Here is a 25,451-nt window from a genome sequence, read left to right as displayed (position 1 = left end):
ATGGCCAATGACCACTGATGGCTTCCAGAAAATCGACACTGCGTACCCTGTTCAACAGATCCGAGGCAATTGTTCGCCCCACAGCCAGTCGACGACGCGTCGACCGCCGAAACCGGTGGTCATCTGCACAAACTTGTGATCGTCAGCCACCGCCTCACCAATATCAGCTGCATCGGTCGCGAGCGGGTGCGCTTTCATGGCAGCAAGCACGGCATCGGCCGAATCAGGCGCGACGATCGCAACCAGCTTGCCCTCGTTGGCGACATGGATCGGCTCGAGTCCAAGCAGCTCGCAAGTAGCCGCAACCGCAGGCTTCACAGGAATGGTTGATTCCTGCAGATGGAACCCAAGGTCGGATTGATGTGCAATCTCATTGAGAGCCGCAGCTAGCCCGCCGCGCGTGGGGTCGCGCATCACCCGGATGCCGCCACCGCCGGCGGCAATCATGACCGCTACGAGATTATGCAACGCTGCTGAGTCCGAGACGATTTCGGTCTGAAAAGCGACGTTCTGACGTTTTGACATGATCGCCACCCCATGGTCGCCGAGGCTTCCGGACACCAGCACACGATCCCCGACCCTTACCTTGTCGGCGGACAGATCCAGCCCATCGGCCACAAGCCCGATCCCGGCCACGGAGATGAACAGACCGTCTGCCTTGCCGCGCTCGACGACCTTGGTGTCCCCGGCAATGATGTAAACGCCGGCCCCGCGTGCTGCCGCGCCCATCGAATCCGCGATCGTCTTCAGATCCGAAAACCGGAAACCCTCCTCGATGATAAAGCTGGCTGACAGATAGAGGGGACGCGCACCGGACATCGCCACATCATTAATCGTGCCGTGCACAGCCAATGACCCGATATTACCGCCGGGAAAGAACAGTGGTGTAACCACATAGCCGTCGGTCGTCATCACCATTCTGCCTGCCGAAACGTCAAACGCCGACTGATCATTGCAGCGGGCGAGCCATTCATTACCGAAGGCTTGGTGAAAAAGGTCGGAGATCAGCTGTGCCATGGCACGGCCCCCAGATCCGTGGGAAAGTTCAACGCGCCCGTTCTTTACGTCGAGCTTGCGTGGATAGGCTTTCACGCTCATGACCTCTGCCTCACCCGTTCATCGCGAACTCGGCCATAGGTCCAGTACGCCGCGCAAGCCCCTTCTGATGACACCATGCAGGCCCCTATGGGCGTTTCCGGAGTGCAGATGTTTCCAAACAACTTGCAATCGACCGGCCGTTTGGCGCCACGCAGGATCGCACAGCACTCGCACGCCGGATTGTCTGCGACAGGCATGTCGTGGATCGCAAAACGCGTCTCGGCGTCGAATTTTGCATACGACCGCTTCAGCTTCAGTCCGCTGTTGGGTACGAGTCCAAGCCCCCGCCATTCAAACTGATCACGCAGTTCGAATACCTGCGACACCTCGCCCTTGGCGCGCCGATTGCCTTCGCGTGTCACTGCACGGCTGTATTGGTTTTCTACCTCATAGCGGTGTTGATTCACTTGCCGCACCAGCATCAATATAGCTTGCAGCACGTCGAGGGGTTCAAATCCCGCAACCACGATCGGCTTCTCGAACTGTTCTGCCAGCGGCTCGTAAGGCTGCGTACCGATAATGGTGCTGACATGTGCAGGCCCGATGAAGCCGTCAATTGGGACGCCGCCGGTGTTGCGGATCTTCGGGTTCTCGAGAATGCTGTGCATCGCAGAGGGTGTAAGCACGTGATTGCAGAACACGCTCAGGCCCTCCATCCGCTTGCTCTCGGCAATCCGGATCATGTTCGCCGTTGGGGGTGTCGTGGTCTCAAATCCGATGGCAAAGAAGACCACCTCGCGGCCCGGCATCTGTTCGGCGAGCCGGATAGCGTCGAGCGTCGAGTAGACCATCCGAATGTCAGCGCCCAGCGCTTTGGCTCGCAACAGGGACTGTCCTTGCGACCCGGGCGCGCGCATCAAGTCGCCGTAGACGCAGAGAGTGACCTCTGGTCGGTCGACGAGCCGGATCGCCATGTCGATTCGGCTTGCGGGCAGAACGCAGACGGGACAACCGGGGCCGTGGATCATCCGGACGTTCGCGGGCAGCAGATCCTCGAGGCCATAGCGGGAGATCGCATGAGTGTGTCCGCCGCAAAATTCCATGAACCGATAGGCTCTTTGCGAACTGACCTCAGCGTCAATCGCACGCGCAAGTCCCTGCGCGATGATCTTGTCGCGAAATTCATCAGAATATTTCATGACCGGCATTCCTGCGCGGCGCTGCCCAGCTCCTGCAGGAGCTCCAGCGTGCGTTTGGCTTCTGTCGGATCGATCTTGGCGAGCGCGTAGCCGACATGGACGAGGACGTAATCGCCGACATCGAGCTCGTCGACGAGGGCAATCGATATCTCCAGGCTGAGGCCATCGATCGACACGAGAGCCATGTCGTCGGGTAGAATTTTCGCGATCTTCGCCGGAACCGAAAGACACATGTCAGGCAGTTCCTCCCCTGGCGGACGACTGTTGAGCAATCTGTAGAGCGGCAATCCAGGCTTGACCAAGGCTCAAACCGCCATCACTGGGCGGCAGCCGCCGCGGCACCAACGGTGAAAGACCGGCAGCGCTGCAACCGCGCGGGATCTCGTCCGCCAGCACCGCGTTCAGGAAGCAGCCGCCGCTCAGAACGACGGTATTGACGCCGGTTGTCCGCGCGGCGCGCGTGACCCAGTCGACGCAGGCGGCGACGAAAGTGCCATGAAACAGCCCAGCTCCGCCTGCGGCATCGATGTCATCAGCAATCAACCGCGAAAATAGCGGACGAAGCGACAGCACGCCGCCATCGATCGTCCAGCCGGCTTCGAGAATCGCTGCCCGCCGCACCAGCGCTTCGAGCTTCATCGCTGCTTCGCCGTCATAGCTCTGCAAATGCGCAATCCCCAGCAGCGCCGCTGCTGCGTCGAACAACCGTCCCGCACTGGTCGTGGTGGTCCCGCCCGGCTGATCGAGCAAGTCCGACACACACCCGGCTTGCCGTTGCGCCGCAAAGCGCTGCCCGATTTCGTTACCCCTGCCGAGCCCGTGTAATACTGCGCCCGCCATGCGCCACGGCTCGCGGGCTGCACGATCTCCACCAGGCATCTGCATGGGCGCTAAGTGCCCGATGCGTCGGGACCACGTCCCTTCGCACAACAATAGTTCGCCACCCCAGTTACCGCCGTCGGAGCCGAAGCCATGGCCATCGAGCACCAGGGCAAGCGCTGGTCCCACATGGCCATGCTCGGCGATCACTGCGGCAGCGTGTGCGTGGTGATGCTGGACCGCGATCAGCGCGCGAGCATTTTCTTGCGCAAAGCGGGTAGAAGCCATATCGGGATGCAGATCATGGGCGAAAGCGACAGGTTCCACGTCAAGGCTCGATGTTAGGTGTCGGATCGTCCTCTCAAACGCACGGATGCCTTCGGCCGTATTTAGATCGCCAATATGCTGAGAGACGAACGCTTGGTTGTCCCGGGTGATGGTGACGGTCGATTTCAGTTCGCCGCCAACGGCGAGCACGGGCGGGACGGCTCTCGCAAGGCGGATCGGCTCGGGAACATAGCCACGGGCACGACGAAGGAATTGCGGCCGGCCAGCCACCACCGAAACCACGGAATCATCAGCACGCGTCAAGATATCGCGATCATGGGTCACGACAAGATCGGCGATTCCGTTGAGCCGCCGCAATGCCTGCGCGTTATCAATCAGCAGCGGTTCGCCGCAAATATTGGCACTGGTGGCCACGATGACGGGGCTAGACCCCGCACGTGTACCTGGCGAGCGAAGCGCATGGAAGATGAGGTGATGCAGCGGCAGTACGGGCAGCATGACACCCACTCGCGATAAACCAGGTGCTATGGCGGGCGCCAGATTGTTGCGTGATGGCAGGAGGACGATCGGACGTGCTACGGATTCTAGCAGCGCTAGCTCGGGCGCGTTCGCCGCCGCGATCTCGCTGACGCGCTCGACGGAATCGACCAAAACCGCGAACGGCTTCTGAAGGCGGTGCTTTCTCCTGCGCAAACGCTGCACGGCGTCCTGATTACGCGCATCGCAAAGAAGCTGGTATCCGCCCAGCCCCTTTATCGCCACGATCTGCCCCCGCGCGATTGCCGCGACAATATCGCTGATCCCATGGCTAAGCCGAGGACCGCATGCTGGGCACGCGATCGCCTCCGCGTGAAACCTGCGGCTTGCCGGATCGGCATAGTCAGCCGCGCACGCGGCGCACAAACTAAAAGCCCTCATCACAGTGTTGCGGCGATCGTACGGAAGCCGTTCGGCGATGGTGTAGCGTGGACCGCAATGGCAGCAACTGATGAAGGGATAAAGGTAATGCCGATTTTCTGGATCGAATAGCTCTTTGAGGCATTGCTGGCAGACCGCGGCGTCAGCGACGATCTGCGTTGACAATTTGCCGGCTTCGCTCGTCCCGATCGAAAAGCCCTTCGCCGCGAGCGCCGTAGTCTCGCGAACGCAGATGTCGACTATGCGTGCCAATGGAGGCGCCTCGAGCGGCAACGTGGCGACAAACTCCGAGGCACGGTGGCCCTCAACCTCGATGATGACGCCCTCAGGGCCATTGATGACAAACCCCGCCAATCCGTACCGAACGGCAAGTCCATAGACGTAAGGACGAAAGCCGACCCCTTGCACTGCCCCACTCACGACCACGCGCAGCCGTGTTCGGTCGCAGGTGGCTGCGGCGCTCATCGCCCTTTGTCCTCGAAGGCGCGCCTCTGACGGCCCGCCTGTCTATCGATCCAGGCGTAGAGCGCGGCAAAGCCTTCGCCAGTCCGAGCCGAAACTACAATCACGTCGATCTTTGGGTTGACCCGTCTGGCGTATTCGATGGCCTTGCCCACGTCGAATTCGAGCAGCGACGCTAGATCAATCTTGTTAATCACCATGAGCGACGAAGCGGCAAACACATCAGGATATTTGAGCGGCTTGTCTTCACCTTCAGTAATCGAGAACACTACGATCTTGCAGGTTTCGCCAAGATCGAAGGCAGCGGGACAGATCAGATTACCCACGTTCTCGATGAAGAGAATACCGCCCGAGAGCAGCGGCAGGCGGCGATAAGCGTCGCCAATCATTGCAGCGTCGAGATGACAATTCTTGCCGGTATTGATTTGAACGGCTGGCACGCCGGCGGCCTGAATACGTTTGGCATCGTTCGAGGTCTGCTGGTCCCCTTCGATGACCCCGACCCACCGGCTGCACTTGAGCTCGGACACCGCGCGGACGAGCAGTGTCGTTTTACCGGCACCGGGGCTGGACAAAAGATTAAATACAAGCAGGTCATCGGCTACGAAGAGCGCGCGATTGTTCGCCGCAATTCCATTATTCTTGTCCAGGATATCGCGCTCAATCTCAACGAGCCGCGTTCTGGTCATGCCACAGCCCCTCAAATCAGGCGGATCGACGCCGCTCGGAAGCGCCTGCGCGTTATGCGCCTGGTGATTGGCTGAGCGAGGACAGCGCTTATAGCGATCACCAGCGTGGTTTGACTGCGGCGGCCGTCGGTCGCCCGGCGGAAGGGCAGAATGGCAATCGCGATCGTCCTGAAGGGATCGCTCATGGCTCTCCGCATCATTCGCCTCGGCGCGTTTTGTGGACGGCGTCCCTTGGTGGCAGCCGCAAATGGTACACATCAATCGATCTCCAACTCTTTCACGCGCATCTGTTCGCCCGCGGTCACCTGCAAGTGATAGCTGCCGCAGCAAGGGCAGCACTCACCGCGCCGAGCAATTTCGACGCTCTTCGAACAGCTCATGCACCAGGCAACGCCGGGCAGTTCGACGATATTAAGAGCCGCGCCCTCGGCAACGGTCCGCGTTGCAGCGGCAGCAAAGCAGAACCTGATCGCTTCAGGCGCCGCATGACTCAGCGCTCCCATCTCCAGACAGATGCTCCGCACCCGCGAAGAGGATCGCTCGTGTACCTTCTCCTCGACGATCTGAATGATGCCAAGACAAATCGCCATTTCATGCATCGCGAACTTCGCTAAGGTTGAGGGTGAACGCGACGCACGGATCGAGCGATGCAATCACCGCATGGACTGCATCTTCGCGTCTTCGAGCCGTCAGCACCGCGCCTTGCAGGTTCCGAACAAGCGGTCCGCGCCGGTGGAAATTCCACTCCGTCGGCGCAAGGAATTCGAAGCGGGATATTCTGCCCTGAGCATCGAGTTCAACCGCGTGGTAGAGACGGCCCCTGGCGCATTCGACCGCGGCCGCTGCACGGCGCGGCCCTAGCTTATATCTTTCGATAATCCCATGCTCCGCGGCTCCAATCTGAGCGCCGGCCTTGAGCCAGGCACATAGCCGCAGGATTTCATTAAGTCTGGCCATCAGCCGCTCGGCCGCACCGAAGGGTCCCAGCGGGACCCCATCCCGGCTGATCTGGCGCGCCCATGGACCCGTCTCGGGCACATGTCCGTCAACATCGGGAGAATAGCAGAACGTCGAGTCATCCCCGAGCAGCCGTTTCGTGATGTTGGGGTCGTCAGCAACAGACAAGAATGAGTGCCCCGCCGGAATTGACTTCACGTCGACGTCATTAAGCGCCGTAACGCGAAGCGCCAGCGGGCTACCAGACCTCAGCGCCTCCCCCTCATATAGACCGAGCGCGGCCAGCGCAGCGACAATCCGCGCGGTCGCTTCGCGTTGAGCGGAGCTCCAGGTTGGCTGTGCGGAGCGGACAAACGCTGACAATTCCGACATCAGGGAGCGGATTGCCGCCGCACTGGCGACATCTAACGTAAGATGTCCGACAAAAAGGCTCCGTGCCAAATCCGCGATGCGCTCAGTAACGATAAGTGCAATACGCTGCTGCCTTGTTGCGCGGGTGATCACTTCGTCGCGGGCCGTCTCGATGGCAGACAATAATGCAGTTTGCTGCGCAGCGACACACAACGCGAAAAGCCGCGGCAGCACGTTGAGCACTGTCGAGGGCTCCTTTCCGGCGAACGCGCGCGCCAGCGGCGGCCGGACTCGCGGCAGGATCTCGACCGAGGCGACTACGTCGGCAGCTAGCAATATGCGTACATCGATTTTGTTGCGGGCAACAAGGCTCATGCGCAACACTCCGCCATCGTCCCGCGCAAGCTATAGTCCATGCGCATGCGCCGTCTGCGGGATCGCACCCGATGCGCCGACGTCTTCATGTGAAATACGCCTCGATAATTTCCTGCATGCGCTCGGCTGAGTCCTGGAAATCCTCATCAGCAGCCAACGCAACAATCGGCACGCCGCCGACCTCCAGCGTATCAAGGATGATGTCGTCCGTAGAATTGAAGAACTGCACGGACCAGACATTCCTGATCCCGGTCGCCTGCACTCGGCAGGTGCTGTAGCCGTGCAACATGAGTTGGACCGGTCCATTGCCCAAGCTTTGCTGTAGGAATGCCAAGTCGATAATGCTCATTGGCAGTGACGTCAGATTGATGACATAGGCGTGCATGCCTAATCGCCAGACCCTCGCCCGCTCGCGTATTTCGGCCAGCACCGGTTGAACGTTCATCGCGCCATTCGGCGGCGTGCGGATCACAAGATCGGCGGACGTCAAGTCAGTTGCGGCACGCCGCACAATCTGCGGAATCGACCCGACCTCAACATATTCATGCGCAGGCTCCGCGCCGATGCGCACGCGCCAGATTCCCGCGAGCACGGACTCCCGGATTTGCGCCAAAGAGCCATCTGGCAGCGCAACCACGCCGGCCACCTCACCTTCTCCGAGCAATTCGTCAATCAACTTGCGTTCGCCATCGCTGAGATTTGCGAGCCCGTAAAGTTGTGTCCGAGCACCGCTTCTCTGACCGCGAACGGCAGCAGCGGCGTTTGCTAACAGCAAGGTGGCGTTCGGATAGTTCCTTCCACGCTCGTCCGCATCGCCCCAGGCGCGGCGGGCGAGCACACTCATGGGGCCGGTATGGAATACATCGAGACTCGCAGGGCCAGTGGCGAGGTCGCTCGTCGCCCGCTCAGCGCCGCCGGATACAGTGGGGATCGCCGTTTTCATGATGCGATGTTCCACTGCCTGTACCGAGAGGCAATGCACTTGCCGACCCAAGTGCTGGCGGCGTGTGCCCGAATGATCGGTACGGAGATGCGGTTGATCGCGAGCAAACGGCCCGATCTCTTGCCGACCAGGCAGAGTTCATCGTGCCTAGCGCATAGGCTCGGCGTCGACGGTCTACGTCGGCCGAGCCTGCCGACTCGTGTGCCATTAACGATGCGGGACACCACTGCGCCTTGCGTGCCTTGTCGAAACTTCTTGACAACTTTAGGAAGGAAGAACGCGAGCTGGATGATCCGGAGTTCGGCCGCGGACAGCGGCATCACAGTCACCGTCGCTTGAGCGTGCACGGCTAGGCGCGCATCGACGCTGACGCCCTCCACGTCGAACGGAGGGGGTCGCGCTGAACCATGCTGCTCCGGCTGCAATTTCATCAGACGCCTTTCTCATATTGTTCGCTTCTGCTAGCAGGCGGTTAGCAAGGCGCATGCCAATCATGCTCTGGCCGCAACTCGCGCTCGGAGCAACGGCGAAACGCCTGATATTTTCCAGGCAAACGTTACGTGCGATTGGAATTCGAATTGTGAGATCCCTTCAGTCGGCGCAAGTGAGCGGAACGGCTAGCGTAAGTGCTCCGGCAATTGTGGCTCGTGACCGATCAAGTCCGCAAAGAATCGATCGATGTCCTGGCCGTTGAGGCTGGCCTCAAGCCCGTCAAGTGCTTCCGAGATCAGCCTTGCTTCATTGTCGTCCAAAACCCGCACCGCGCTGTCGATATGAACGAGCACCTTGGCGCCGACCGGTACATCGGCGAGCAGCATGACCGAGACGCGCCGCTGTTCATTGCCATACTCGCACAGCGCCGTGATACCGTCGGTCTCGGCAATCGTCATTGGCAAGCCAAGGCACATTGTCAGTCTCAGGCCGCTAGACGGGCTGCGCCCTCATCTCATAATTCGCATGGTCAATATTGTTCGCCAACAGCCGTTCTGATGCAGGCAGCGGCGCGCCCCGCGGTTTTGCCGGCGAGCCCCACTGCGCTAGGAGCTTACAAGCCAGTTCAATCGCAGGCCCAATCTGAAAGCGCACCGGCGCGGTCAGAGGACCGCCCCAAGTCTCCAGGTCCAGTGGCTGACAGCCGATGAGAGCGAGCTCTCGCGGGCGGCGGCCAAGAAAATCGGCCGCGCTCAAGACCTCCTGAAAACCGGTCTGATGCAGGCTCACTTTCTTGGCACCAGTAAACTTTGGCACTTCGTCATCTCGTACAAGCTCCAACTGGCCGGGCGGCAATCCATAGTCGATGGCATCGAACACGACCACGCAATCGGCCTGTTCAAGAAAACTGACGAGGTAGAGTCCCTGGGTGCCGCCATCGAGGACGGTGACATTATTATCGACGGCGTAGCGGCTATGAAGCTCTTCGACCACTCGCACGCCGAAGCCCTCATCGGCCCACAGGATATTGCCGATGCCGAGCACGAGGATTCGTTTTTTGTCTTTCGGATTGAGCATTCGCTTCCCGGTCAATCGCCAAACCCGCGCTCAGCCGATCTTTTTGGAAAAGAAGCTGCGCCGCGATATGATGTCTTCCCGGATCACCGCGTAGATGTGGACCAGCGCAAACATCACGATGACCCACAGGCCGAGATGATGCAAGGTGTGGACGTCCTGACTGTTCGGCCAGATTGAAAACAGCCAGCCGAACACCTTGTACTGCCAGCTGTCAGTACCGGCACCTTGCCCATAAAGTGCAAAGCCAGTGACGACCATGAACGTGATCGTCTGTGTAAACATGAAGAACATTGCGAGCTGAGCAAGGCGATCGTGCCCGGGGCGCCTGTCAGGATCCCCTGTAAGGAACGCATACCAGAGTATCTCCTGATACACCTCCCGCCAGAAGCACCCGCGCCAGAGCGGCACGCAAAAGATCTGGATGGCATGCGCATTTCCCATCAAGGCCCAGTAGATGCGCAGAAGAAAGCCAACGCTGGCCACATATCCCGCCGCGAAATGGGCAAAGCGGATATAGCCGAACAGGAAATTGCCGCTTGCCTCTCCCTTCATCGCTGGTGTGCCGGTCCCAATAAGGTAGCCGGTTAAACTTAGTACCAGAATGGCCGCCGCGTTAGCCCAATGCCACAGTCGCACCGGCGCATAAACGTGGGCGACGCCACCGCCAATGCTGCGATCAGTCGGTGCCGCATCGTCGGCGGTGAGGAGCTTCCCCCTATCCAGCATGGACCTAACGCACTTTAACTGAAGCCATTTCTTGGCCCTCAGGACTCATCACGTGGGTCGAGCAAGCCAAGCACGGGTCAAAGGAATGGATCGTGCGCAAGATCTCCAGGGGCCGCTGCGGATCGGCCATCGGGGTACCGATCAGCGAAGCTTCAAAAGCGCCAATATTGCCTTTGGAATCCCGAGGAGAACCGTTCCACGTCGTCGGAACGACACATTGATAATTGTCGATCTTAGCGTCCTTGATCTTGATCCAGTGGCCGAGTGCACCGCGAGGCGCCTCAGTGAACCCGTAACCCTTGGCCTCCTTACGCCAGCTTTCCGGGCGCCACCTGCTAACGTCGGCAGTTGCCGTATTGCCTGCCTTGAGCTGGACTACGAGCTTATCCTGAAAATAACGCATCTGATGCGCCGCCCACTGGCATTCGAGCGCCCGCGCCGCTGTACGGCCAAGGGTCGAGAACAGCGCAGTCAGAGGCAGATTGAGCCGCTTGAGCAGTCTCTCGGCGGGATCCTTGAACTCGGCTTTCCCTTGCGCATAACCAATGATGTATCGCGCCAACGGCCCGACCTCGACGGCGTGGCCGCGCCAGCGCGGCGCTTTGATCCAGGAATACTTGCCGCCTTCGTCGAGTTCCTTGATATCTGTCTTGCTGCCTTTGAATTCTGGCCCCAGTTTAAAACTCGGCTCGGTAATGCCGTCCCAGGGATGCAGCCCACCGCAATCGCTGGGGTATTTATACCATGAATGCGCGACGAATTCCTGGATCTGCTCGGGATCACCATGGTCGATCGGCAGTATCTCCTTGAGATTGCCATTAAGAATGACCCCGCGCGGCAGCTTGAGACTTTTCGCAGAACAGTCATTGGCGTTTTCGGGGATGTCGCCATAGGACATCACGCTTTTGCTCGAAAGACCACCGCCGTGGAGCCAGTCCTTATAGAACGAGCAGATTGCAGCAATGTCGGGTAGATAGACCTGCTCGACAAACTCGATCGAGCGGGCGATGATCGAGGACACGATATTCAGTCGTTCCATATTGATCGCGCCCACCGCACCGATTCCGTCGATGTTGATCGCGCAGGGTACGCCGCCGACCAGCCAGTTCGGATGCGGGTTCTTGCCACCATAGATAGCTTGGATCTTGACAATCTCCTTCTGGAAGTCGAGCGCTTCCATATAATGAGCTACCGCCATCAGGTTTGCTTCCGGTGGTAGCTTGTAGGCCGGATGCCCCCAATAGCCATTCTTGAACGGACCGAGTTGCCCTGACCCGAAGAATTTGTTGAGCCGGATCTGAAAATCTCTGAAATAGCCGGGGGATGACAGCGGCCAAGGCGAGATAGACTGCGCCAGTGCGGAGGTCGACTTGGGATCGGCGTTGAGCGCGGAAACCACGTCGACCCAATCCAACGCATGCAAGTGATAGAAATGTACGAGGTGATCATGCACGAGCAAGCACAACTGCATGATGTTACGGATCGAATTGGCATTCTCCGGAATCACGATTCCTAGTGCATTTTCAACCGCGCGCACGGAGGCGAGCGCATGGGTGCCGGTGCAGACCCCGCAGATCCGCTCGGTGAACGCCCAGGCGTCGCGCGGATCGCGCCCGCGCAGGATGACTTCGATGCCACGCCACATTGTCCCGCTTGAGACCGCATTGCGGATTACATTGTCGGAATCGAGATTGGCTTCGACGCGCAGGTGGCCTTCGATCCGCGTCAGCGGATCGATGACGATTCGCCTGCCGGAACGATCGAGACTGAACCCGTTCGGCGTCTGGACGGCCACCGTCGTATCTCCTCAACTCGGTTTGCCTTTACCGGCCGCGCGATCCGGCTTGTGGGTCAACCGCTTCACGGCGGTGACCGCCGCATGGGCAGCAACCGTTAGCCCGAGCACCCCGGCAGCGGCCATGCCGATCTTGTCGGCGTTCTCCTCAATGCCGAACTGCTTGATGGTTGTAAGTCGGTCGTAAAATGACCCTTTGTCCCAGAAGCCGTCCTCAGAACAGCCGAGGCAGCCGTGACCGGATTGAACGGGAAATGAAACGCCGCCGTTCCACCGAACGGCCGAACAGGCATTGTAGGTGGTTGGCCCCTTGCAGCCCATCTTGTACAGGCAATAGCCCTTGCGGGCGTACCTATCGTCCCACTCTTCGACGAATTGGCCAGCGTCGAAATGGGAACGCCGATAGCACTTGTCGTGAATGCGCTCGGAATAAAACATACTTGGACGTCCTTGGCGATCGAGCTCCGGAAGCTTTCCGAACGTGACGATGAACGTCACGAGACCACTCATGATCTCTGCGATAGGAGGACACCCGGGCACCTTGATGATGGGCTTGTCGGTGATCACCTTATCGATTGGCGCCGCGCCAGTCGGATTGGGCTTGGCCGCTTGCACGCATCCCCAGGACGCACACGTGCCCCAAGCGATGATTGCCATGGCCCCTTCTGCCATCCACCTGAGCTTCTCAACGAACGGTTTGCCGCCGTCAATGCAGAACATGCCACCCTCCTTCAACGGCGGATTGCCTTCGACTGCGAGCACATACCTGCCTTTGTACTTGGCACGGGTTTCTTCCAGGATGGCCTCAGCCTGGTGTCCAGCCGCCGCCATGATCGTATCGTCATAGTCGAGCGAAATCATCGACAGCAGCGCGTCTTTAATCAAGGGATGGGCCGAGCGGATAAAGCTTTCCGAGCAACAGGTACACTCGAGCCCGTGCAACCAGATGACGGGCACACGCGGTTTGGTTTCGAGGGCATGGGCAATATTGCTTGCGGTGAGCGAACCAAGTCCCAAGCTCGCGGCCGTCACACTACAGAATTTGTGGAAACTACGGCGCGTGATACCCTGACGTCTGATCACGCTGTAGAACGTTTCCGTTGCATCATCCATGAAACCTTCCAAGTGAGTAGTCGTGGCCGTTACGAATTACTGACGTTTAGCAAGAACCAGGCCAGCGAAGCGAAACACTTAAGACATCAAGCGACCGCCGAAATTTGCGCAATTGTGAACCCGGCCACGTGCCAGCCCCTTTGCCATGGATCTGTCATGCTGATGGTGTTCAGTTTTGAAGATGTGAGCACTTGAACAAATCAGCAGGAAGGTTCACCACTGCACGGGGACTAACCTACAATCGCGACACTCGTCAGCCCGATTGTCGAATAGAATTGGCGCAGTGGACGGGCACCGCACTGCCCGCTCCCAATCAGGCCTGCCGATTGCTGACCAACGAGGCGTTCAAGCTCTCATGATCGCGACTGCACAGGCAGCCCGTCCAAAAGCGGCCGTCGAGCGAGGAAGAGAGGCCGCAATGGACCGAGCCGCGATGCGCCCCGCTGACGTTGCTTTGGGAGCTGGTCAACTCGATCTGATTTTGGTAAAAGCGCCTCCTCGCACCTCATCGCAACGGCGCTGTGGGCAAGAGACCGGACGTTTAATATCATCTAGGAGCGTTCATCGCACAAGCCAATCGGTGGCAAGGCGCGACGTCGCGGCGCATCGCGACACTCACCCGCTTGCAGGAGCTTCTTCGCGACAGCGGAGGCGATCGTGTCTTGAAGCATTGGTGCGATCCATCCGACGCGGATAGAAGGCAACGGCGCCTACATTCAGTCGACATCGATCCGTATTAGCAACACTGCCTGTCTGCTACCCAAAACGGATCATCGAGCTTTTCGAGGGAAAGTGAAATCATCGGAGTATCGCGGCATAGACGATATACTGGACTTGTTCGCGGTAGTACTTCCGGATTTCCCCGGGCGCCGCCGTTCCGACCACCACGACCAGACGCTCTTTTGGGTCGCAGAAAAATTGTGTGCCGTAGGCGCCGGTCCAGGTGAACTCTCCTGGATTGCCCGGAACCGCTGAAAGCCCCCCGGCTAGCCGTACAGCCACTCCAAGCCCGAACCCGAAGCCGGCACGGTGCGCTTCCACATTGGCGACTTTATTTTGATTCCTGGCCCGAGGTGGTTGGAGATCATGTGGCGCACCGTCCTCGGACCAAGAATCCGCTGCCCATCGAGCTCCCCGCCGTTGAGCAGCATTTGTCCAAAGCGCACGTAGTCACCGACTGTCGCAAATGCGCATGCTCCCCCGCGGTCAAACTTCGTCTGGCTTTCGAGGAGTTCGATGTCTTGCGGCTTTCCCGTCAGCGGGTCCTCCGAAAAATGGACGCGCGAGGCGCTCGCGTTGCCATTCCGACAAACGGAAAGTGGCATCTTGTATTTTGATGGGCTTCCATAGATTGCGGATGAGATAGTCGCCCAATCGCTGTTCGCTGACCCTGTTCAATGACAGCTCCCAGCACATCGGTCGAGAAGCCGTATTCGAATTCCGTCCCCGGTTGGTGCGCTAGCGGCAGCTTGGTAATCGCTTCGATGAAAGCCTGCTTATCGCCCCTTAGGGGCGGGTCGGCGAAACCGGGATAGAGACGCGCCACTTGGTCTGAGCTGTCGGGCGCACCGTAGGTGAGTCCGGTTGTGTGGCGATAAAGATCGTGGATGTAGATCGCAGAACTCTGCGTTTGAAATATTAATGATCCGTCATGCTGTGGCACTGCCACCTTCATGTTTGCGAATTCCGGGTAGTAATCCGTAAGCTTGGCGTGTAGAGGAAGGCGACCTTCCTCCATAAGGATGAGCCCAGCAACGGCCACCATCGGTTTGGTCATAGAAGCAAGCGCGAAGAGCGCATCGAGCCGCATCGGGCTTCCTTTTACGGGGTCGAGTTGGCCGTACGCTTTGTAGTGAATCAGCTTGCCGTCTCTCGCGATTGCAATCACCGCGCCCGGCACGCGTTTGCTTGCAATCTCGCGAGCGAAGAACTCGTCTAGCTTGGCAAGGCGCTGCTGAGAAACGCCGACCTCATCGGCCGCTGCTTCGGGCAGAGGCGCGGAGTGCACCGAATTGAGAGCGAATGCAGCAGCTGCCGTGGCTATAGCAAGCTTGTTCATTGTACCCTCGGAAGGATGGATGGGCCCAGTTTGCAAGACTGCCGCCCGCATTAGGATGTCGGGCGGCAGTCCTAAGACGATTAGGTGCCCCTCCTGGCACAGTGTCTGTCGATGAGCGCTAAAGTGAAGATTGTCGTAAAGGCGAACATCACCATACCACCAGCAATCACACTTGCCTCACGCCAGCGCGACGCTTGGACGTAGTCTACGACGTAGGCCGACAACACCTTAGTGCGCCCAGGAATATTGCCGCCGATCATCATCACGACGCCGAATGTGCCGATCGTATGAGAAAAGCCAACCACGGCGGCTTTAACAAATTCCAATCGCGCCAGTGGCGCGGTGATGGGGATGAAGGCATACAACGGCGAAACGCGCCCGGTCGTCTCCAAGGGGAAATCGCCTATCGCAACAAAGGCGTTACGGATCGGCTACACGACTAACGGCAGCGCCGAGAGGACCGATCCGACCACGATTCCGGCGAAAGTAAAGGCCAGCGTGCGCTCGCCCCAGAAAGAGGCGAGAACGCCACCCGGTCCGTGGGGGCCGAGCAAAACGAGGACGCAAAAGCCGAGAGCCGTTGGCGGCAGCACCAGCGGCAGGGCGATCAACGTGGCCACCGCCTCGCTCGCAAAGGTCTTTGAGCGCGCTAGCCACCAAGCCAGGGGCACACCAATCAAGAGAAGGATCACGGTCGTCAAGCTGGCGAGCTCAATCGTGAGCGCAAGGGATTGCGAAATCTCTGCCCAAACCACATCCATCTGCGTCAGCCCGCCAGGGAGCGCGGGCCGACGTATCCTGACAGTGATGGCCTGCACGTGCGGCTCACGCGGCGCGGTGGCGCGAATCGCCCGTTGGTCGCGCGGCAGCTCGTGGCGGCCGCCAAATTCACGCGCTTCGTTTGTGCAAGCAAGAGCGGCATTGCAAGCCTCATCGACAACTCCTGTGGCAGGTCCGCTTCGGTTCATATGACGGCGGCAACTTCTCATTTGTCATCAGCAATTCCTGTGCCGGGTACGAACAGTGGCAGCTCTATGCTCAGCGAGAGAAATTCGCGTGGACGGCGACGTCACTTTGGAGTGGACCTAACACTCTGTTAGGTTTCCGGCACCTTTGTTTCCGAGCAGACAGCGACGGCCCTGCAAGGAAGCGTTAGAAATTGTCAGCCGAAGAGATCCCTGTGTGGTTGGTCGACGGCTCGCCGCGCCGGTAGTGGAGCGGACCGCAGGAAGCCCGTCGTTTGGCAGCAACAGGAACGGGTAGCCGATAACTCGTTGTAAGCTGCTTCTGCGACGGCGCAAAAGGCGCGAGGGGCCGTGAGCGAAGCCGGCCTCGTGACCGCCCTGGCCAATGCGGATCGTCAGCACAGGCCTGGAGACAAACGCCCCCGTGCACATCGAGCTTTGCCGGTAGTTCCTACATCAATGGCTTTTACGAACAATCTTGTTTTCCAAGCCGCGCTTCCATCCGGCAAATGCGTGCAATCCAAACTATCGATTTTACCGATGCCACGTGTTGTTGCATCGATCTCAGCACTGTGTGCATATCGAGCACGCTAAGGCTCCCAGTCGAGACGTAACTCCGCCAATGCGCGCTACGCTGCAATTGTTTTTTCGACCTTGCGAATGCGGTCCGCGCTCGACTCAGCCAATCCCGCCCAGGCAGACGACTTGTCCACGACTGATCAATCGGCCGCCGCTTAGGCATCTGGTGCATATCTTGCTTAACGAGAATGGACAACGTAACTACACGCCTGCCTTTGGAAGGACGCGCCGGCTCCCGGAACCGTCTTCAATCGGACACGGCTAAAATGATGAGTCTCGTATGACGCTGCCGCCTCTGAAGCGCGGCGGCTCACATTCGAGTATATTCGGGAAGGAAGCGTCATGACCACCATGGCAACTGCGGCGCCTGCACGCGCGTCGCAAGCTTGGTATAAGATACTCTACGTTCAGGTGCTGATCGCGATCTTTATGGGCGCCGTGGTCGGCTGCCTCTGGCCATCTCTAGCCACCAACGACTGGATTAAGGCCCTCGGTGACGGGTTCATCAAGCTCATCAAGATGGTGATCGCGCCGATTATTTTCTGCACCGTCACATCTGGTATTGCGCATATTCAGGATGCGAAGAAAGTGGGGTGCGTCGGCGTGAAGGCGCTGTTCTATTTCGAGATCGTGTCCAGCTTTGCCTTGCTGTTGGGCCTTGTTATGGGCAATCTCGTCCAAATCGGCCATGGCCTTGCGGTCAAGCCGGATGCTGCGGCGGTCGCCAATTACGTCAAGCAGGCGGAAGCTTCGAAGACCGTCGACTTTTTTCTCAACATCATTCCCGATAGCGTGGTCGGCGCCTTCGCTCGCGGGGATGTTCTGCAGGTTCTACTGTTCGCGATCCTTTTCGGCTTTTCTCTGATGGCTCTGGGAAAACGTGGGGAGCGGCTGCGCGGCATGATTGACGACGTCGCGCACGCAGTGTTCGGCGTAATCGCTATTGTAATGAAAGCGGCCCCGGTCGGCGCCTTCGGCGCCATGGCGTTCACGGTCGGCAAGTTTGGGCCGGCAGCACTCGGTAATTTGATCGGTCTGATCGCGCTGTTTTACGCAACAGCCGCGCTGTTTGTTGTGGTGGTGCTCGGCCTGATCGCGCGCCTCGTCGGTTTTTCGATTTTCAAGTTTCTTGTCTATATCAAAGACGAGATTCTGATCGTGCTCGGTACGTCATCCTCCGAAAGCGCGCTGCCGCAATTGATGGAGAAGCTCGAGCGGCTGGGCTGCTCGAAGACGGTCGTCGGACTGGTGGTGCCAACTGGCTATTCCTTCAACCTCGACGGCACCAACATCTACATGACACTTGCAACCTTGTTCATTGCCCAGGCACTCGGGGTCGATCTCTCCTTTAACCAGCAGCTCACGATCTTGCTCGTGGCAATGCTAACGTCGAAGGGAGCGAGCGGCGTCACCGGCGCTGGCTTCATCACCCTCGCTGCGACATTGTCGGTGGTAAACCCAGCGCTTGTGCCGGGCATGGCAATCGTATTTTCGATCGACAAGTTCATGAGCGAGGTGCGCGCCCTGACGAACATCATCGGCAATGGCATCGCAGCCGTGTTCGTATCCTGGTGGGAAGACGAGCTAGAGCACGGAACGCTGCAGGCTCGGCTCAACCAGCCCACAGTTTCGACCACTATCGACCCTACAAGCACAATGAAGTAGGTCCCGGATCTTAACCGCCACCATCCGAACACGAATTGAATGCAAGAGACACATTTCTCGTACTTCGAATCGGCCAAGCCGACTTAAGGCGAGCCGGCACTGTCTCGTGCGCTCTCCAGTGCACAGCTCTTGCTCCGCGTCGCCGCCAGGCAGCTGCCCCTGAAAAGCACGCGATCAAAGAACTAGGGGCTTCTTCAAGGCGCCTCCTTGGGTGGTCACGGCTACCGTCCATCTGAATGCGGCGAGTCGTCCACACCGTCGGTTCGGTGTCATGTCGGCGCTCGATTCCACCGAAACCAATTGGAGACGACTCCTCCGCAGCTAGGCGTGATGGCCTAATCGCCAGGTGGTTCGCGCAACTTGGCCTTCCTGTCTCGGCACATGAACGTTGCGCTTTCCTCCGCAGAACCGACTGTGCCGGCGAGATGAGTGGTTCGCCCGCTTGTTTCTGTTCGTTGCCGGTCCGGAGACCCGCCTGATCGTTTCGCTTCAACCTCTCGGCTGAACAAAAACCGCTGTCCTCGTCCGCGGGCGTAAAGGGGGTGCATCGGCTCGCAGGCTCGAGCGACTGCCGGCAAGGCTATCGGCAGGGGAGCAAAGCAGAGGTTTCAGCTTCGACTGCCGCAGGGTCAGCGACGCCTCATCGAAAAATTTAGGACAACTATACGTACGTTTATGATGCGTTTTTTCCCCGCGCGTGCTGAGTTCGGCCGCAGGTGATCAATCTCGGACACGCTCGATCCAAGCGTCGAGGATTGCCCCATTTTTGCCTAAAATGCTATAGCTCTCCCGCCGGAGAACAGGCCGGACGGTCTCAAAATGTCTATCCAGATCAGCAGTCTTAAACGTTCAGCCCCTCAGTTGACCTTCGGCGGCATAACCTTAGCCGCTGTTACACTGAGTTGCGTGTACCTTAATGCCCATTTCGCCGCGACGGCGTTCGCCTATTTGTTAGTAGTCTTGCTATTTTCGTTGATGGGCAGCTTCATCGCGTCATCCGCGCTTTGCATCATGGCAATCGCTGCTCTCGCATACTACTTTGCGCCGCCGGCGTTCAGCCTACAAATCGATGACCCCCGCGATCTTCCAGTGGTTGTCGCATTCTTTATTGTGTCAATCGTAGGAACGTACTTGATCGGAAAGCTCCGCCAGGAAAGAGAGGCTGCGCGTGTGGCTGCGGTCAAGCTTCAGCGGAGTGCGGCGGATTTGGAGGATCGTGAAAAACGGTGGCGAGCAATCTTCGAGCACAATCCGGCCATGTACTTCATGGTCGACGAAGCCGGCACTGTCCTTAACGTCAATACATTCGGCGCGACCCAACTCGGCTATGCTCCTGCAGAACTGATCGGCCACTCCGTGCTCTGCATATTTCTTGAGGAGGATCGCGCATTCGTTCACAAATGCATTCGGGCGTGCCTTGAGGATATTGGACAATCGCGCACGTGGGACGTCCAGAAAGTCAGGAAGGACGGCTCCGTATTGTGGGTACGTGAAAACGCCAAGGCCATGCTTTGGGCCGACGACCGGCCTATTGTCCTTATCGCCTGCGAAGATGTCACGGAGCGAAAGCAGACCGAACTTGCCCTGCAGCGGAGCGAAGCGCATTTGGCTCAAGCGCAGGAGTTGAGTCATACAGGCAGCTTCAGCTGGAACGCCACCACTGGCGAGGCGTTCTGGTCAAAGGAAACATTTCGGATTTTCCAATTGGATCCTCAAACGACTCCCTCGCCGCAGCTTGTCGTTGATCGCACTCACCCAGATGATCGGGCTTCGGTTAAACAGGTTATCGATGGAGCGATGCGGGAGTTGAGCGATTTCGAGCACGAATATCGATTGCGGCTACCAGACGGCTCTGTGAAGCACATCCATGCGAAGGCACGGCTTACGAGAACCGCTTCTGGTGAAATCGAGTTTGTTGGGGCAGCTACCGATATTACGGCAGCGAGGAGAGCAGAACAGCAGTTGCGTCGCAGCGAGGCCTATCTGGCCGAGGCCCAGCATCTCACCCACACAGGCAGCTGGTCTTGGGACGTCCACGGTCTAGATTTCGTTTATCGCTCCGCGGAAGTTGATCGACTGTTTGGCTTTAACCCGCAAGAGCCGGTATCGATAGAGACCATTCGCTCGCGCATCCATCCGGAAGACTTGCCGCGGTTACAGGAGGTGCAGCGCCAGGCGAGAGAAAAGGAGCAGGAGCGGTTCGAGTATGATTTCCGTGTTCTTCTGCCAGATGGCGGGATACGGCGTATACACTCCGTTGCGCATGTTGTCGTCGCTAGCGATGGTAAGGTCAGCGAGCTGATTGGAACACATATGGATGTCACCGATCAACACGCAGCTAGGGAACGCCTGGAAAACACACTTGTCGCGCTGCGCGAAAGCGAACAGCGCTTTCGCGACTACGCCGAGACAGCTTCCGACTGGCTCTGGGAGACCGGTCCAGATCATCGGGTCACTCGCTTATCCGAGCACACCAGCACTGCAGGAATTTTGGCCACAGGATTGATAGACCTGCTTCGCTGGGAGATTGCGTGCGACGTCGAAGACGAGCCCGAAAAGTGGCGGCAGCACCGGGCGACGTTGCAGGCGCATCAGCCGTTTCGGGATCTGGTCTACCGCACGGTGAATAGGACGGGATCTCCGATCTACGTGCGCACGAGTGGCAAACCTTTCTTCGACGGAAACGGCAATTTTCTGGGTTACCGTGGCGTCAGCACTGACATCACGGCCATTATTCGCGCCGATCAGGCCGAACAAGACCTGCGAAAGGCACAGGCGGAGCTTGCCCATGTGACGCGCGTAACGACGTTAGGAGAACTGACAACCTCCATCGCGCACGAGATAAACCAGCCACTCGCCGCTATTCTCACCAACGCCGATGCGTGCATCGGATGGATGGCTCGCGAAGCTCCTGATCTTGCCGAAGCGCGCTCTTCAGTGGAATGGATCATCGAAGACGCGATCCGGGCAAGCGAGGTGATCCGTAGTGTTCGCGCACTCGCGAAGAAAGGCGAGATTGAGATGGTGCCGCTCGACATTAATGATGTCGTCAGGGACGTCATTGCGCTGATAACACGAGAGCTGGTGAGCCACCGGGTGACGTTGCGAACCGAGTTGACGGCCGTGCTGCCTAGGATCCTGGGTGATCGAATTCAGCTACAACAGGTGATCATCAATCTGGTAATGAACGGAATCGAGGCGATGGACGCAATTACAGACCGGCCGCGCGAACTTCTGATTAAATCATCCAAGGACGATCTGGGGCGCGTGCAGCTTGCCGTGGCCGATTGCGGCGTCGGGATCGCTGAGAAGGACGCTGACCACGTCTTGGATCCCTTCTTCACCACCAAGTCGAGTGGCCTTGGAATGGGACTTTCGATCTGCCGTTCTATCGTGGAAGCTCACGGAGGGCGGCTATCGTTTCTTCAGAAAGATGAACCGGGCGCGACCTTCCAGTTTGTCCTGCCCGTGCATAAGGAGGCCATCCAGTGACAGGACCATTTGACTCGCCAAGTGAGGGTAGCAGTGCCGAGGCCTCGACGAAGGCGATCGTCTTTGTCGTTGAGGATGACATCTCAGTGCGCCGCTCGCTTACTAATCTCTTTAAACAGGTAGGATTGGAGGCCGTTGCGTTCGGATCGGCCCGGGAAATGCTGCAGAGCACAATTCCGGACGTCCCAAGCTGTCTAGTTCTTGATGTCCGGCTGCCGGGCCTGAGCGGCCTTGACTACCAGACCGAGCTGGCCAGGTTGAACATACAAATCCCCATCATTTTCATCACCGGTCATGGCGACATTCCCATGACCGTCAGGGCCATGAAGGGAGGTGCGGTCGATTTTCTCAGCAAGCCCTTCCGCGATCAGGAACTGCTTGATGCTGTGGTTGCGGCGACCGAACGCGATCGCAAAAGACGGGAAGCTCAGCGGACCGTCGCGAACCTGCAGTCTTTATTTGAGACCTTAAGCCCGCGAGAGCAGGCGGTGATGAAACTGGTCACGGCCGGCCTGATGAACAAGCAGGTAGCCGCCGAACTTGGGCTCGCCGAGATTACCGTCAAGATCTACCGGGGTCACGTCATGAAAAAGATGCGTGCCCGGTCGCTCGCCGAGCTGATCAGAATGAGCGAGACGCTGGGGCTCCGCGCAAATCGTCCCGAACAAACGCAAGTATGATTTTACAGCTTCATCTCTCCAGCCCATCTTTCGCCGAAGGTGGCTAGTGCTTTGGCAGCCGCTGTTCCCGCGTCAGGAGGGCTCATCTTGTCCACGCCTTTGATTTCCGTCGTTGACGACGACGCCTCAGTCCGTGCGGCGACAGGGAACCTCTTAAAATCGCGTGGCTACGTCGTGCAGATATTTGCTTCGGCCGAGGCGCTCCTGCAGTCGCCGCAGTTGAACGAGATATCCTGTGTCATTACCGATGTGCAGATGTCGACTATGAGCGGGCTGGAGCTGCTGGAACAGATGCGGACGCGTGGTTACGAAGCACCTTTCATTTTCATTACCGCTTTCCCCAGCGAGCGTGTGCGCACGTCAGCCCTGGACGCGGGAGCAATTGGCTTCCTCGCCAAACCATTTGGCGGACAAGAGTTACTTAAGTGCCTCGACAGCGCACTGAAGGCATCTGGCGCCCGAGGCGATATCTGATTCCAACCTGCAGCTTGAGTTCATGTCCGATCTAAACGCTCGTGGGCGACAATCACGCCACCTGGCAACGTCTTCGCAGTCCGAACCCGGGCTTACTATAAATATGCTAGCGGCCAGCAATTTCTTGCCCGTCCACGCTTTACGGACATGGGAGGCTGCAGAACAGTCTATCCTGCGAGAGACGCTGGCACGCCAACTCGACTGATTCCACGCCAACGCTCATCGTAAGGCTGACCCAGAGCCGTCGTTGCGCTAAAGCACTTCTTAGCTCCATCTGGAGCGAGGCTATATATTCCATTGCAGAGTGCCGAGATGGCCCGGCAAGCACGAGATTGGCTGTGCAGCCCCACAGCGGTGACGATGACAACGGAGCTTCGCTCAGCAGCCCCCCCATGTATTGGGCATCCCTTTTCTGGTGAGAGCGTTCTGCACTATGCTCGTGCTCACCGCATCGTTACGTCCGTTGACGCTTGCGGGGCCCGGCTTGTCCGTTGGGCGGCCGCTTCGCTGTACATTGTTGCGACTGACTATCGTCAGGCGCCCACGCCGTTATTTCTTCGCGAGCTTCATCTGCGGAAGAGTTGTGGTCCCAGCCGTCCAACGTGCTCGGCGCCACACGTGCCGGCCAAACGGCCGGCCCCGGGGTCACAACAGGTCGTCGCCGCAGGCGAGCATTCTCAGCAATAGGCTTGTACAAGAAGCCCTACTTCCCAGGCGCGAACAATCAGCAACTGCTAAGCCAAAGGAGAACTGAGGAGAGAGCATTCTGAGTCAAACGAGGAACTCTGAGCTAAACGCCGCCGCCGCCGCAGAGAAGTGCGGAGCAGGCTAGAGAGGTGCGGGACACGCCGACCAGCACCACGTCGGCCTCGTCGAGACCTTCGACGTGCTGACCATCGTCGTGAATCATCGTGTAGTTCAAGGCGTCGATGCGCTTGAAATATTCCGCATTGAGCACGTGCTGGGCACCGACTCGGCCGGTGGTCGCCGCGCCCAGATAGGCTTCAAACAGCTGCATCACCGGACCGATGATCGACAGGCTCAGAACGTTGATCTGCTTGCACTTATCCTCGAGTCTCGCGACCAGATCCTTCTCGAGCAGGGTGAACAGCACGATCCCGGGCGCTTCCTCGATCTCATCGAGCACGCGGTCGAGCTGCTTCTGACTGCGCACCAGCGGATAGACGTGCTCGACCGGCGTCACGTTGGCGTATTGGGCCGCAACCGCGCGCGCCATCGATTTCTTCCACGAGGCCAAATGCCGGCAATTCCATGGTCACATGAAATCATCCTCATAATCGTATGTTGAAGCACTCGCTGGCATCTCGACTTTACGGTCTTGGCTGTCGTCAGCTTTGCGAAGATACCGCGAAGCGGTGCCTTCTCGCTGCCACTTGCCGTCGCCATTCCTCACCCACTTGTCTGACTTCACTGGGTCGAGAACCATGTTATCGGCGTCAACCTCGACGAACCCCATCTTTGCAGCACGGGCTCTTGCCTCCGGATTAGCCGGACGCAAATTCAGCAGTGGCCGTTCACCGGCCATTCCAAGTTGATGCTCGAGCAGAATATCGCCGGCGTTCTCGACAAGAGGATGAACGACCTGGAGATCTACAGTGGCGGTCGTCCCAGGTCGCCCGGGAAACAGCTCCTGCCACTTTTCCACGTCAAAATTCGTCATGCTGTCGCCCCCTTCCATTCGAAGAAGACCGACACTCTTGTTTCCTAATTGATAGCTGAAGTATCGCGCATTTACAGAATCTTGAGTTGTTCCATACTCCTCAGCAACCTCTGCAGTTCGCGCCGCTTTCTGAGAGACGAAGTCCGAATATTCTTGTGGGTTATCGGCGATTTTCCTGATTTCGTCGCTGTGATAGCCCTCTGCTGCTTTTCTGAACGACCTCTTATCGATCTCTACGACAGGCGGGCTTGAATCAAGCCAATAGGGCCGTGCTGCCGAAGTCGAAGTACCGCTGGAGTTTGGCGGGGCTAAGCGCAGTTGCCGAAACGCATCCGCGAAAGTGTCTGCGTCGTTTTGCTCATCAGCCTCGTCAAGGGGAGAGGATGTGAAATAAGACGAGCCATTGATCCGATTATACATGGCAATTGGTACTCCGGTCGGACATGCAGTTTCCACGTCTAGTTCAGGCTTGCTAGGCCATGCGGCGCAGATAGGGACTCGGGCTTACCAAAACCTGACGTGATGCTGTTGGCCGCCCTCACGTTAGCGGACACAGGACCTGCTTCTAATGGAACGGCGGCGCGCTCGCCCACTGCCATTCACTAGGTCGGATGAGAAGCGAGCAGTGCGAGGATCCGCCTCCATTGGGAACGGTCGATTGACCATTCACCTGC

19 protein-coding genes and 3 pseudogenes are annotated in these 25,451 nt (G+C 58.5%); 4 read left to right on the top strand and 18 right to left on the bottom strand.

Features of this window, described 5'->3' with window-relative positions; genetic code table 11:
* Positions 1-51: 51 nt before the first annotated feature.
* The 16 genes and pseudogenes from hypE to N2604_RS05790 form a co-directional block, all read right to left on the bottom strand.
* Entirely contained in the window at positions 52-1,098 is a 1,047-nt protein-coding gene (gene hypE / locus N2604_RS05870; protein WP_124163599.1) for a hydrogenase expression/formation protein HypE, read from the bottom strand.
* Positions 1,095-2,237, bottom strand: a complete 1,143-nt coding sequence (gene hypD, locus N2604_RS05865) for a hydrogenase formation protein HypD (protein ID WP_199752373.1) — start codon at positions 2,235-2,237, stop codon at positions 1,095-1,097. Before hypD ends, hypE begins: the two co-directional genes overlap by 4 nt.
* A complete protein-coding gene (locus N2604_RS05860; protein ID WP_074448267.1) occupies positions 2,234-2,470 on the bottom strand; it encodes a HypC/HybG/HupF family hydrogenase formation chaperone in 237 nt (78 codons plus the stop codon). Before N2604_RS05860 ends, hypD begins: the two co-directional genes overlap by 4 nt.
* Before the next feature lies 1 nt (position 2,471).
* Positions 2,472-4,727, bottom strand: coding sequence for a carbamoyltransferase HypF (hypF, locus tag N2604_RS05855; protein ID WP_036031286.1), 2,256 nt, complete (start codon positions 4,725-4,727; stop codon positions 2,472-2,474).
* Positions 4,724-5,671: a hydrogenase nickel incorporation protein HypB gene (gene hypB, locus N2604_RS05850; protein ID WP_158670227.1), complete on the bottom strand. Its 948-nt coding sequence runs from the start codon at positions 5,669-5,671 to the stop codon at positions 4,724-4,726. Before hypB ends, hypF begins: the two co-directional genes overlap by 4 nt.
* The gene (hypA, locus tag N2604_RS05845) at positions 5,671-6,012 is read right to left on the bottom strand and encodes a hydrogenase maturation nickel metallochaperone HypA (protein ID WP_036031281.1); all 342 of its coding nucleotides are present in this window, start codon (positions 6,010-6,012) and stop codon (positions 5,671-5,673) included. The genes hypB and hypA overlap by 1 nt, the downstream gene beginning before the upstream one ends.
* The gene (locus N2604_RS05840) at positions 6,005-7,096 is read right to left on the bottom strand and encodes a hypothetical protein (protein ID WP_158626802.1); all 1,092 of its coding nucleotides are present in this window, start codon (positions 7,094-7,096) and stop codon (positions 6,005-6,007) included. The genes hypA and N2604_RS05840 overlap by 8 nt, the downstream gene beginning before the upstream one ends.
* Before the next feature lie 85 nt (positions 7,097-7,181).
* Positions 7,182-8,039, bottom strand: coding sequence for a hydrogenase expression/formation protein (locus N2604_RS05835; protein WP_199763125.1), 858 nt, complete (start codon positions 8,037-8,039; stop codon positions 7,182-7,184).
* A complete protein-coding gene (locus tag N2604_RS05830) occupies positions 8,036-8,470 on the bottom strand; it encodes a hypothetical protein (RefSeq protein ID WP_036031275.1) in 435 nt (144 codons plus the stop codon). The genes N2604_RS05835 and N2604_RS05830 overlap by 4 nt, the downstream gene beginning before the upstream one ends.
* 186 nt (positions 8,471-8,656) lie before the next feature.
* A complete protein-coding gene (locus N2604_RS05825) occupies positions 8,657-8,947 on the bottom strand; it encodes a HypC/HybG/HupF family hydrogenase formation chaperone (protein ID WP_036031272.1) in 291 nt (96 codons plus the stop codon).
* Between the two features lie 16 nt (positions 8,948-8,963).
* Positions 8,964-9,548, bottom strand: a complete 585-nt coding sequence (locus N2604_RS05820) for a HyaD/HybD family hydrogenase maturation endopeptidase (RefSeq protein ID WP_124163595.1) — start codon at positions 9,546-9,548, stop codon at positions 8,964-8,966.
* Between the two features lie 30 nt (positions 9,549-9,578).
* Positions 9,579-10,274, bottom strand: a complete 696-nt coding sequence (gene cybH, locus N2604_RS05815; protein ID WP_199752369.1) for a Ni/Fe-hydrogenase, b-type cytochrome subunit — start codon at positions 10,272-10,274, stop codon at positions 9,579-9,581.
* Positions 10,275-10,278: 4 nt separating this feature from the next.
* A complete protein-coding gene (locus N2604_RS05810) occupies positions 10,279-12,069 on the bottom strand; it encodes a nickel-dependent hydrogenase large subunit (protein ID WP_158670228.1) in 1,791 nt (596 codons plus the stop codon).
* Positions 12,070-12,081: 12 nt separating this feature from the next.
* The gene (locus tag N2604_RS05805; protein ID WP_124163592.1) at positions 12,082-13,182 is read right to left on the bottom strand and encodes a hydrogenase small subunit; all 1,101 of its coding nucleotides are present in this window, start codon (positions 13,180-13,182) and stop codon (positions 12,082-12,084) included.
* Between the two features lie 798 nt (positions 13,183-13,980).
* Positions 13,981-15,241, bottom strand: a pseudogene (locus tag N2604_RS39520) (serine hydrolase domain-containing protein).
* Positions 15,242-15,321: 80 nt separating this feature from the next.
* A pseudogene (locus N2604_RS05790) lies at positions 15,322-16,002 on the bottom strand (molybdate ABC transporter permease subunit).
* 1,125 nt (positions 16,003-17,127) lie between these two features.
* Between N2604_RS05790 and dctA the strand changes: the two are divergent.
* The 4 genes from dctA (at position 17,128) to N2604_RS05770 (ending at position 23,096) form a co-directional block, all read left to right on the top strand.
* Complete coding sequence (dctA, locus tag N2604_RS05785; protein ID WP_050996256.1) at positions 17,128-18,450, top strand: C4-dicarboxylate transporter DctA; 1,323 nt, start codon at positions 17,128-17,130, stop codon at positions 18,448-18,450.
* An 819-nt stretch (positions 18,451-19,269) separates the two neighbouring features.
* Complete coding sequence (locus N2604_RS05780) at positions 19,270-21,942, top strand: PAS domain S-box protein (RefSeq protein ID WP_260374194.1); 2,673 nt, start codon at positions 19,270-19,272, stop codon at positions 21,940-21,942.
* A complete protein-coding gene (locus tag N2604_RS05775) occupies positions 21,939-22,622 on the top strand; it encodes a response regulator transcription factor (RefSeq protein WP_124163590.1) in 684 nt (227 codons plus the stop codon). Before N2604_RS05780 ends, N2604_RS05775 begins: the two co-directional genes overlap by 4 nt.
* Positions 22,623-22,709: 87 nt before the next feature.
* On the top strand, positions 22,710-23,096 hold the full coding sequence (locus N2604_RS05770) for a response regulator transcription factor (RefSeq protein ID WP_199752367.1): 387 nt from the start codon (positions 22,710-22,712) through the stop codon (positions 23,094-23,096).
* A gap of 793 nt (positions 23,097-23,889) precedes the next feature.
* Here the strand turns inward: N2604_RS05770 and N2604_RS05765 are convergent.
* Positions 23,890-24,336, bottom strand: a pseudogene (locus N2604_RS05765) (kinase/pyrophosphorylase); the annotation flags it as partial.
* A 36-nt stretch (positions 24,337-24,372) separates the two neighbouring features.
* Positions 24,373-25,197: an Effector protein NopP gene (locus N2604_RS05760; protein ID WP_124163589.1), complete on the bottom strand. Its 825-nt coding sequence runs from the start codon at positions 25,195-25,197 to the stop codon at positions 24,373-24,375.
* Positions 25,198-25,451: the final 254 nt, after the last annotated feature.

It is taken from the genome of Bradyrhizobium sp. CB1015, assembly GCF_025200925.1.
Classification (GTDB): domain Bacteria; phylum Pseudomonadota; class Alphaproteobacteria; order Rhizobiales; family Xanthobacteraceae; genus Bradyrhizobium.
Note: the sequence above shows the minus strand (reverse complement) of the source record. Positions and strands in the feature narration are given on the sequence as shown.

Excerpts from the sequence above, each read along its gene's own strand:
- N2604_RS05835 (WP_199763125.1), bottom strand. The coding sequence starts at position 8,039 with ATGAAAACGGCGATCCCCACTGTATCCGGCGGCGCTGAGCGGGCGACG.
- N2604_RS05825 (WP_036031272.1), bottom strand. The coding sequence starts at position 8,947 with ATGTGCCTTGGCTTGCCAATGACGATTGCCGAGACCGACGGTATCACG.
- hypD (WP_199752373.1), bottom strand. The coding sequence starts at position 2,237 with ATGAAATATTCTGATGAATTTCGCGACAAGATCATCGCGCAGGGACTT.
- hypA (WP_036031281.1), bottom strand. The coding sequence starts at position 6,012 with ATGCATGAAATGGCGATTTGTCTTGGCATCATTCAGATCGTCGAGGAG.
- N2604_RS05780 (WP_260374194.1), top strand. The coding sequence starts at position 19,270 with ATGTCTATCCAGATCAGCAGTCTTAAACGTTCAGCCCCTCAGTTGACC.
- N2604_RS05805 (WP_124163592.1), bottom strand. The coding sequence starts at position 13,182 with ATGGATGATGCAACGGAAACGTTCTACAGCGTGATCAGACGTCAGGGT.
- N2604_RS05840 (WP_158626802.1), bottom strand. The coding sequence starts at position 7,096 with ATGAGCCTTGTTGCCCGCAACAAAATCGATGTACGCATATTGCTAGCT.
- N2604_RS05830 (WP_036031275.1), bottom strand. The coding sequence starts at position 8,470 with ATGAAATTGCAGCCGGAGCAGCATGGTTCAGCGCGACCCCCTCCGTTC.
- hypB (WP_158670227.1), bottom strand. The coding sequence starts at position 5,671 with ATGTGTACCATTTGCGGCTGCCACCAAGGGACGCCGTCCACAAAACGC.
- N2604_RS05820 (WP_124163595.1), bottom strand. The coding sequence starts at position 9,548 with ATGCTCAATCCGAAAGACAAAAAACGAATCCTCGTGCTCGGCATCGGC.
- cybH (WP_199752369.1), bottom strand. The coding sequence starts at position 10,274 with ATGCTGGATAGGGGGAAGCTCCTCACCGCCGACGATGCGGCACCGACT.
- hypF (WP_036031286.1), bottom strand. The coding sequence starts at position 4,727 with ATGAGCGCCGCAGCCACCTGCGACCGAACACGGCTGCGCGTGGTCGTG.
- dctA (WP_050996256.1), top strand. The coding sequence starts at position 17,128 with ATGACCACCATGGCAACTGCGGCGCCTGCACGCGCGTCGCAAGCTTGG.
- N2604_RS05860 (WP_074448267.1), bottom strand. The coding sequence starts at position 2,470 with ATGTGTCTTTCGGTTCCGGCGAAGATCGCGAAAATTCTACCCGACGAC.
- hypE (WP_124163599.1), bottom strand. The coding sequence starts at position 1,098 with ATGAGCGTGAAAGCCTATCCACGCAAGCTCGACGTAAAGAACGGGCGC.
- N2604_RS05760 (WP_124163589.1), bottom strand. The coding sequence starts at position 25,197 with ATGTATAATCGGATCAATGGCTCGTCTTATTTCACATCCTCTCCCCTT.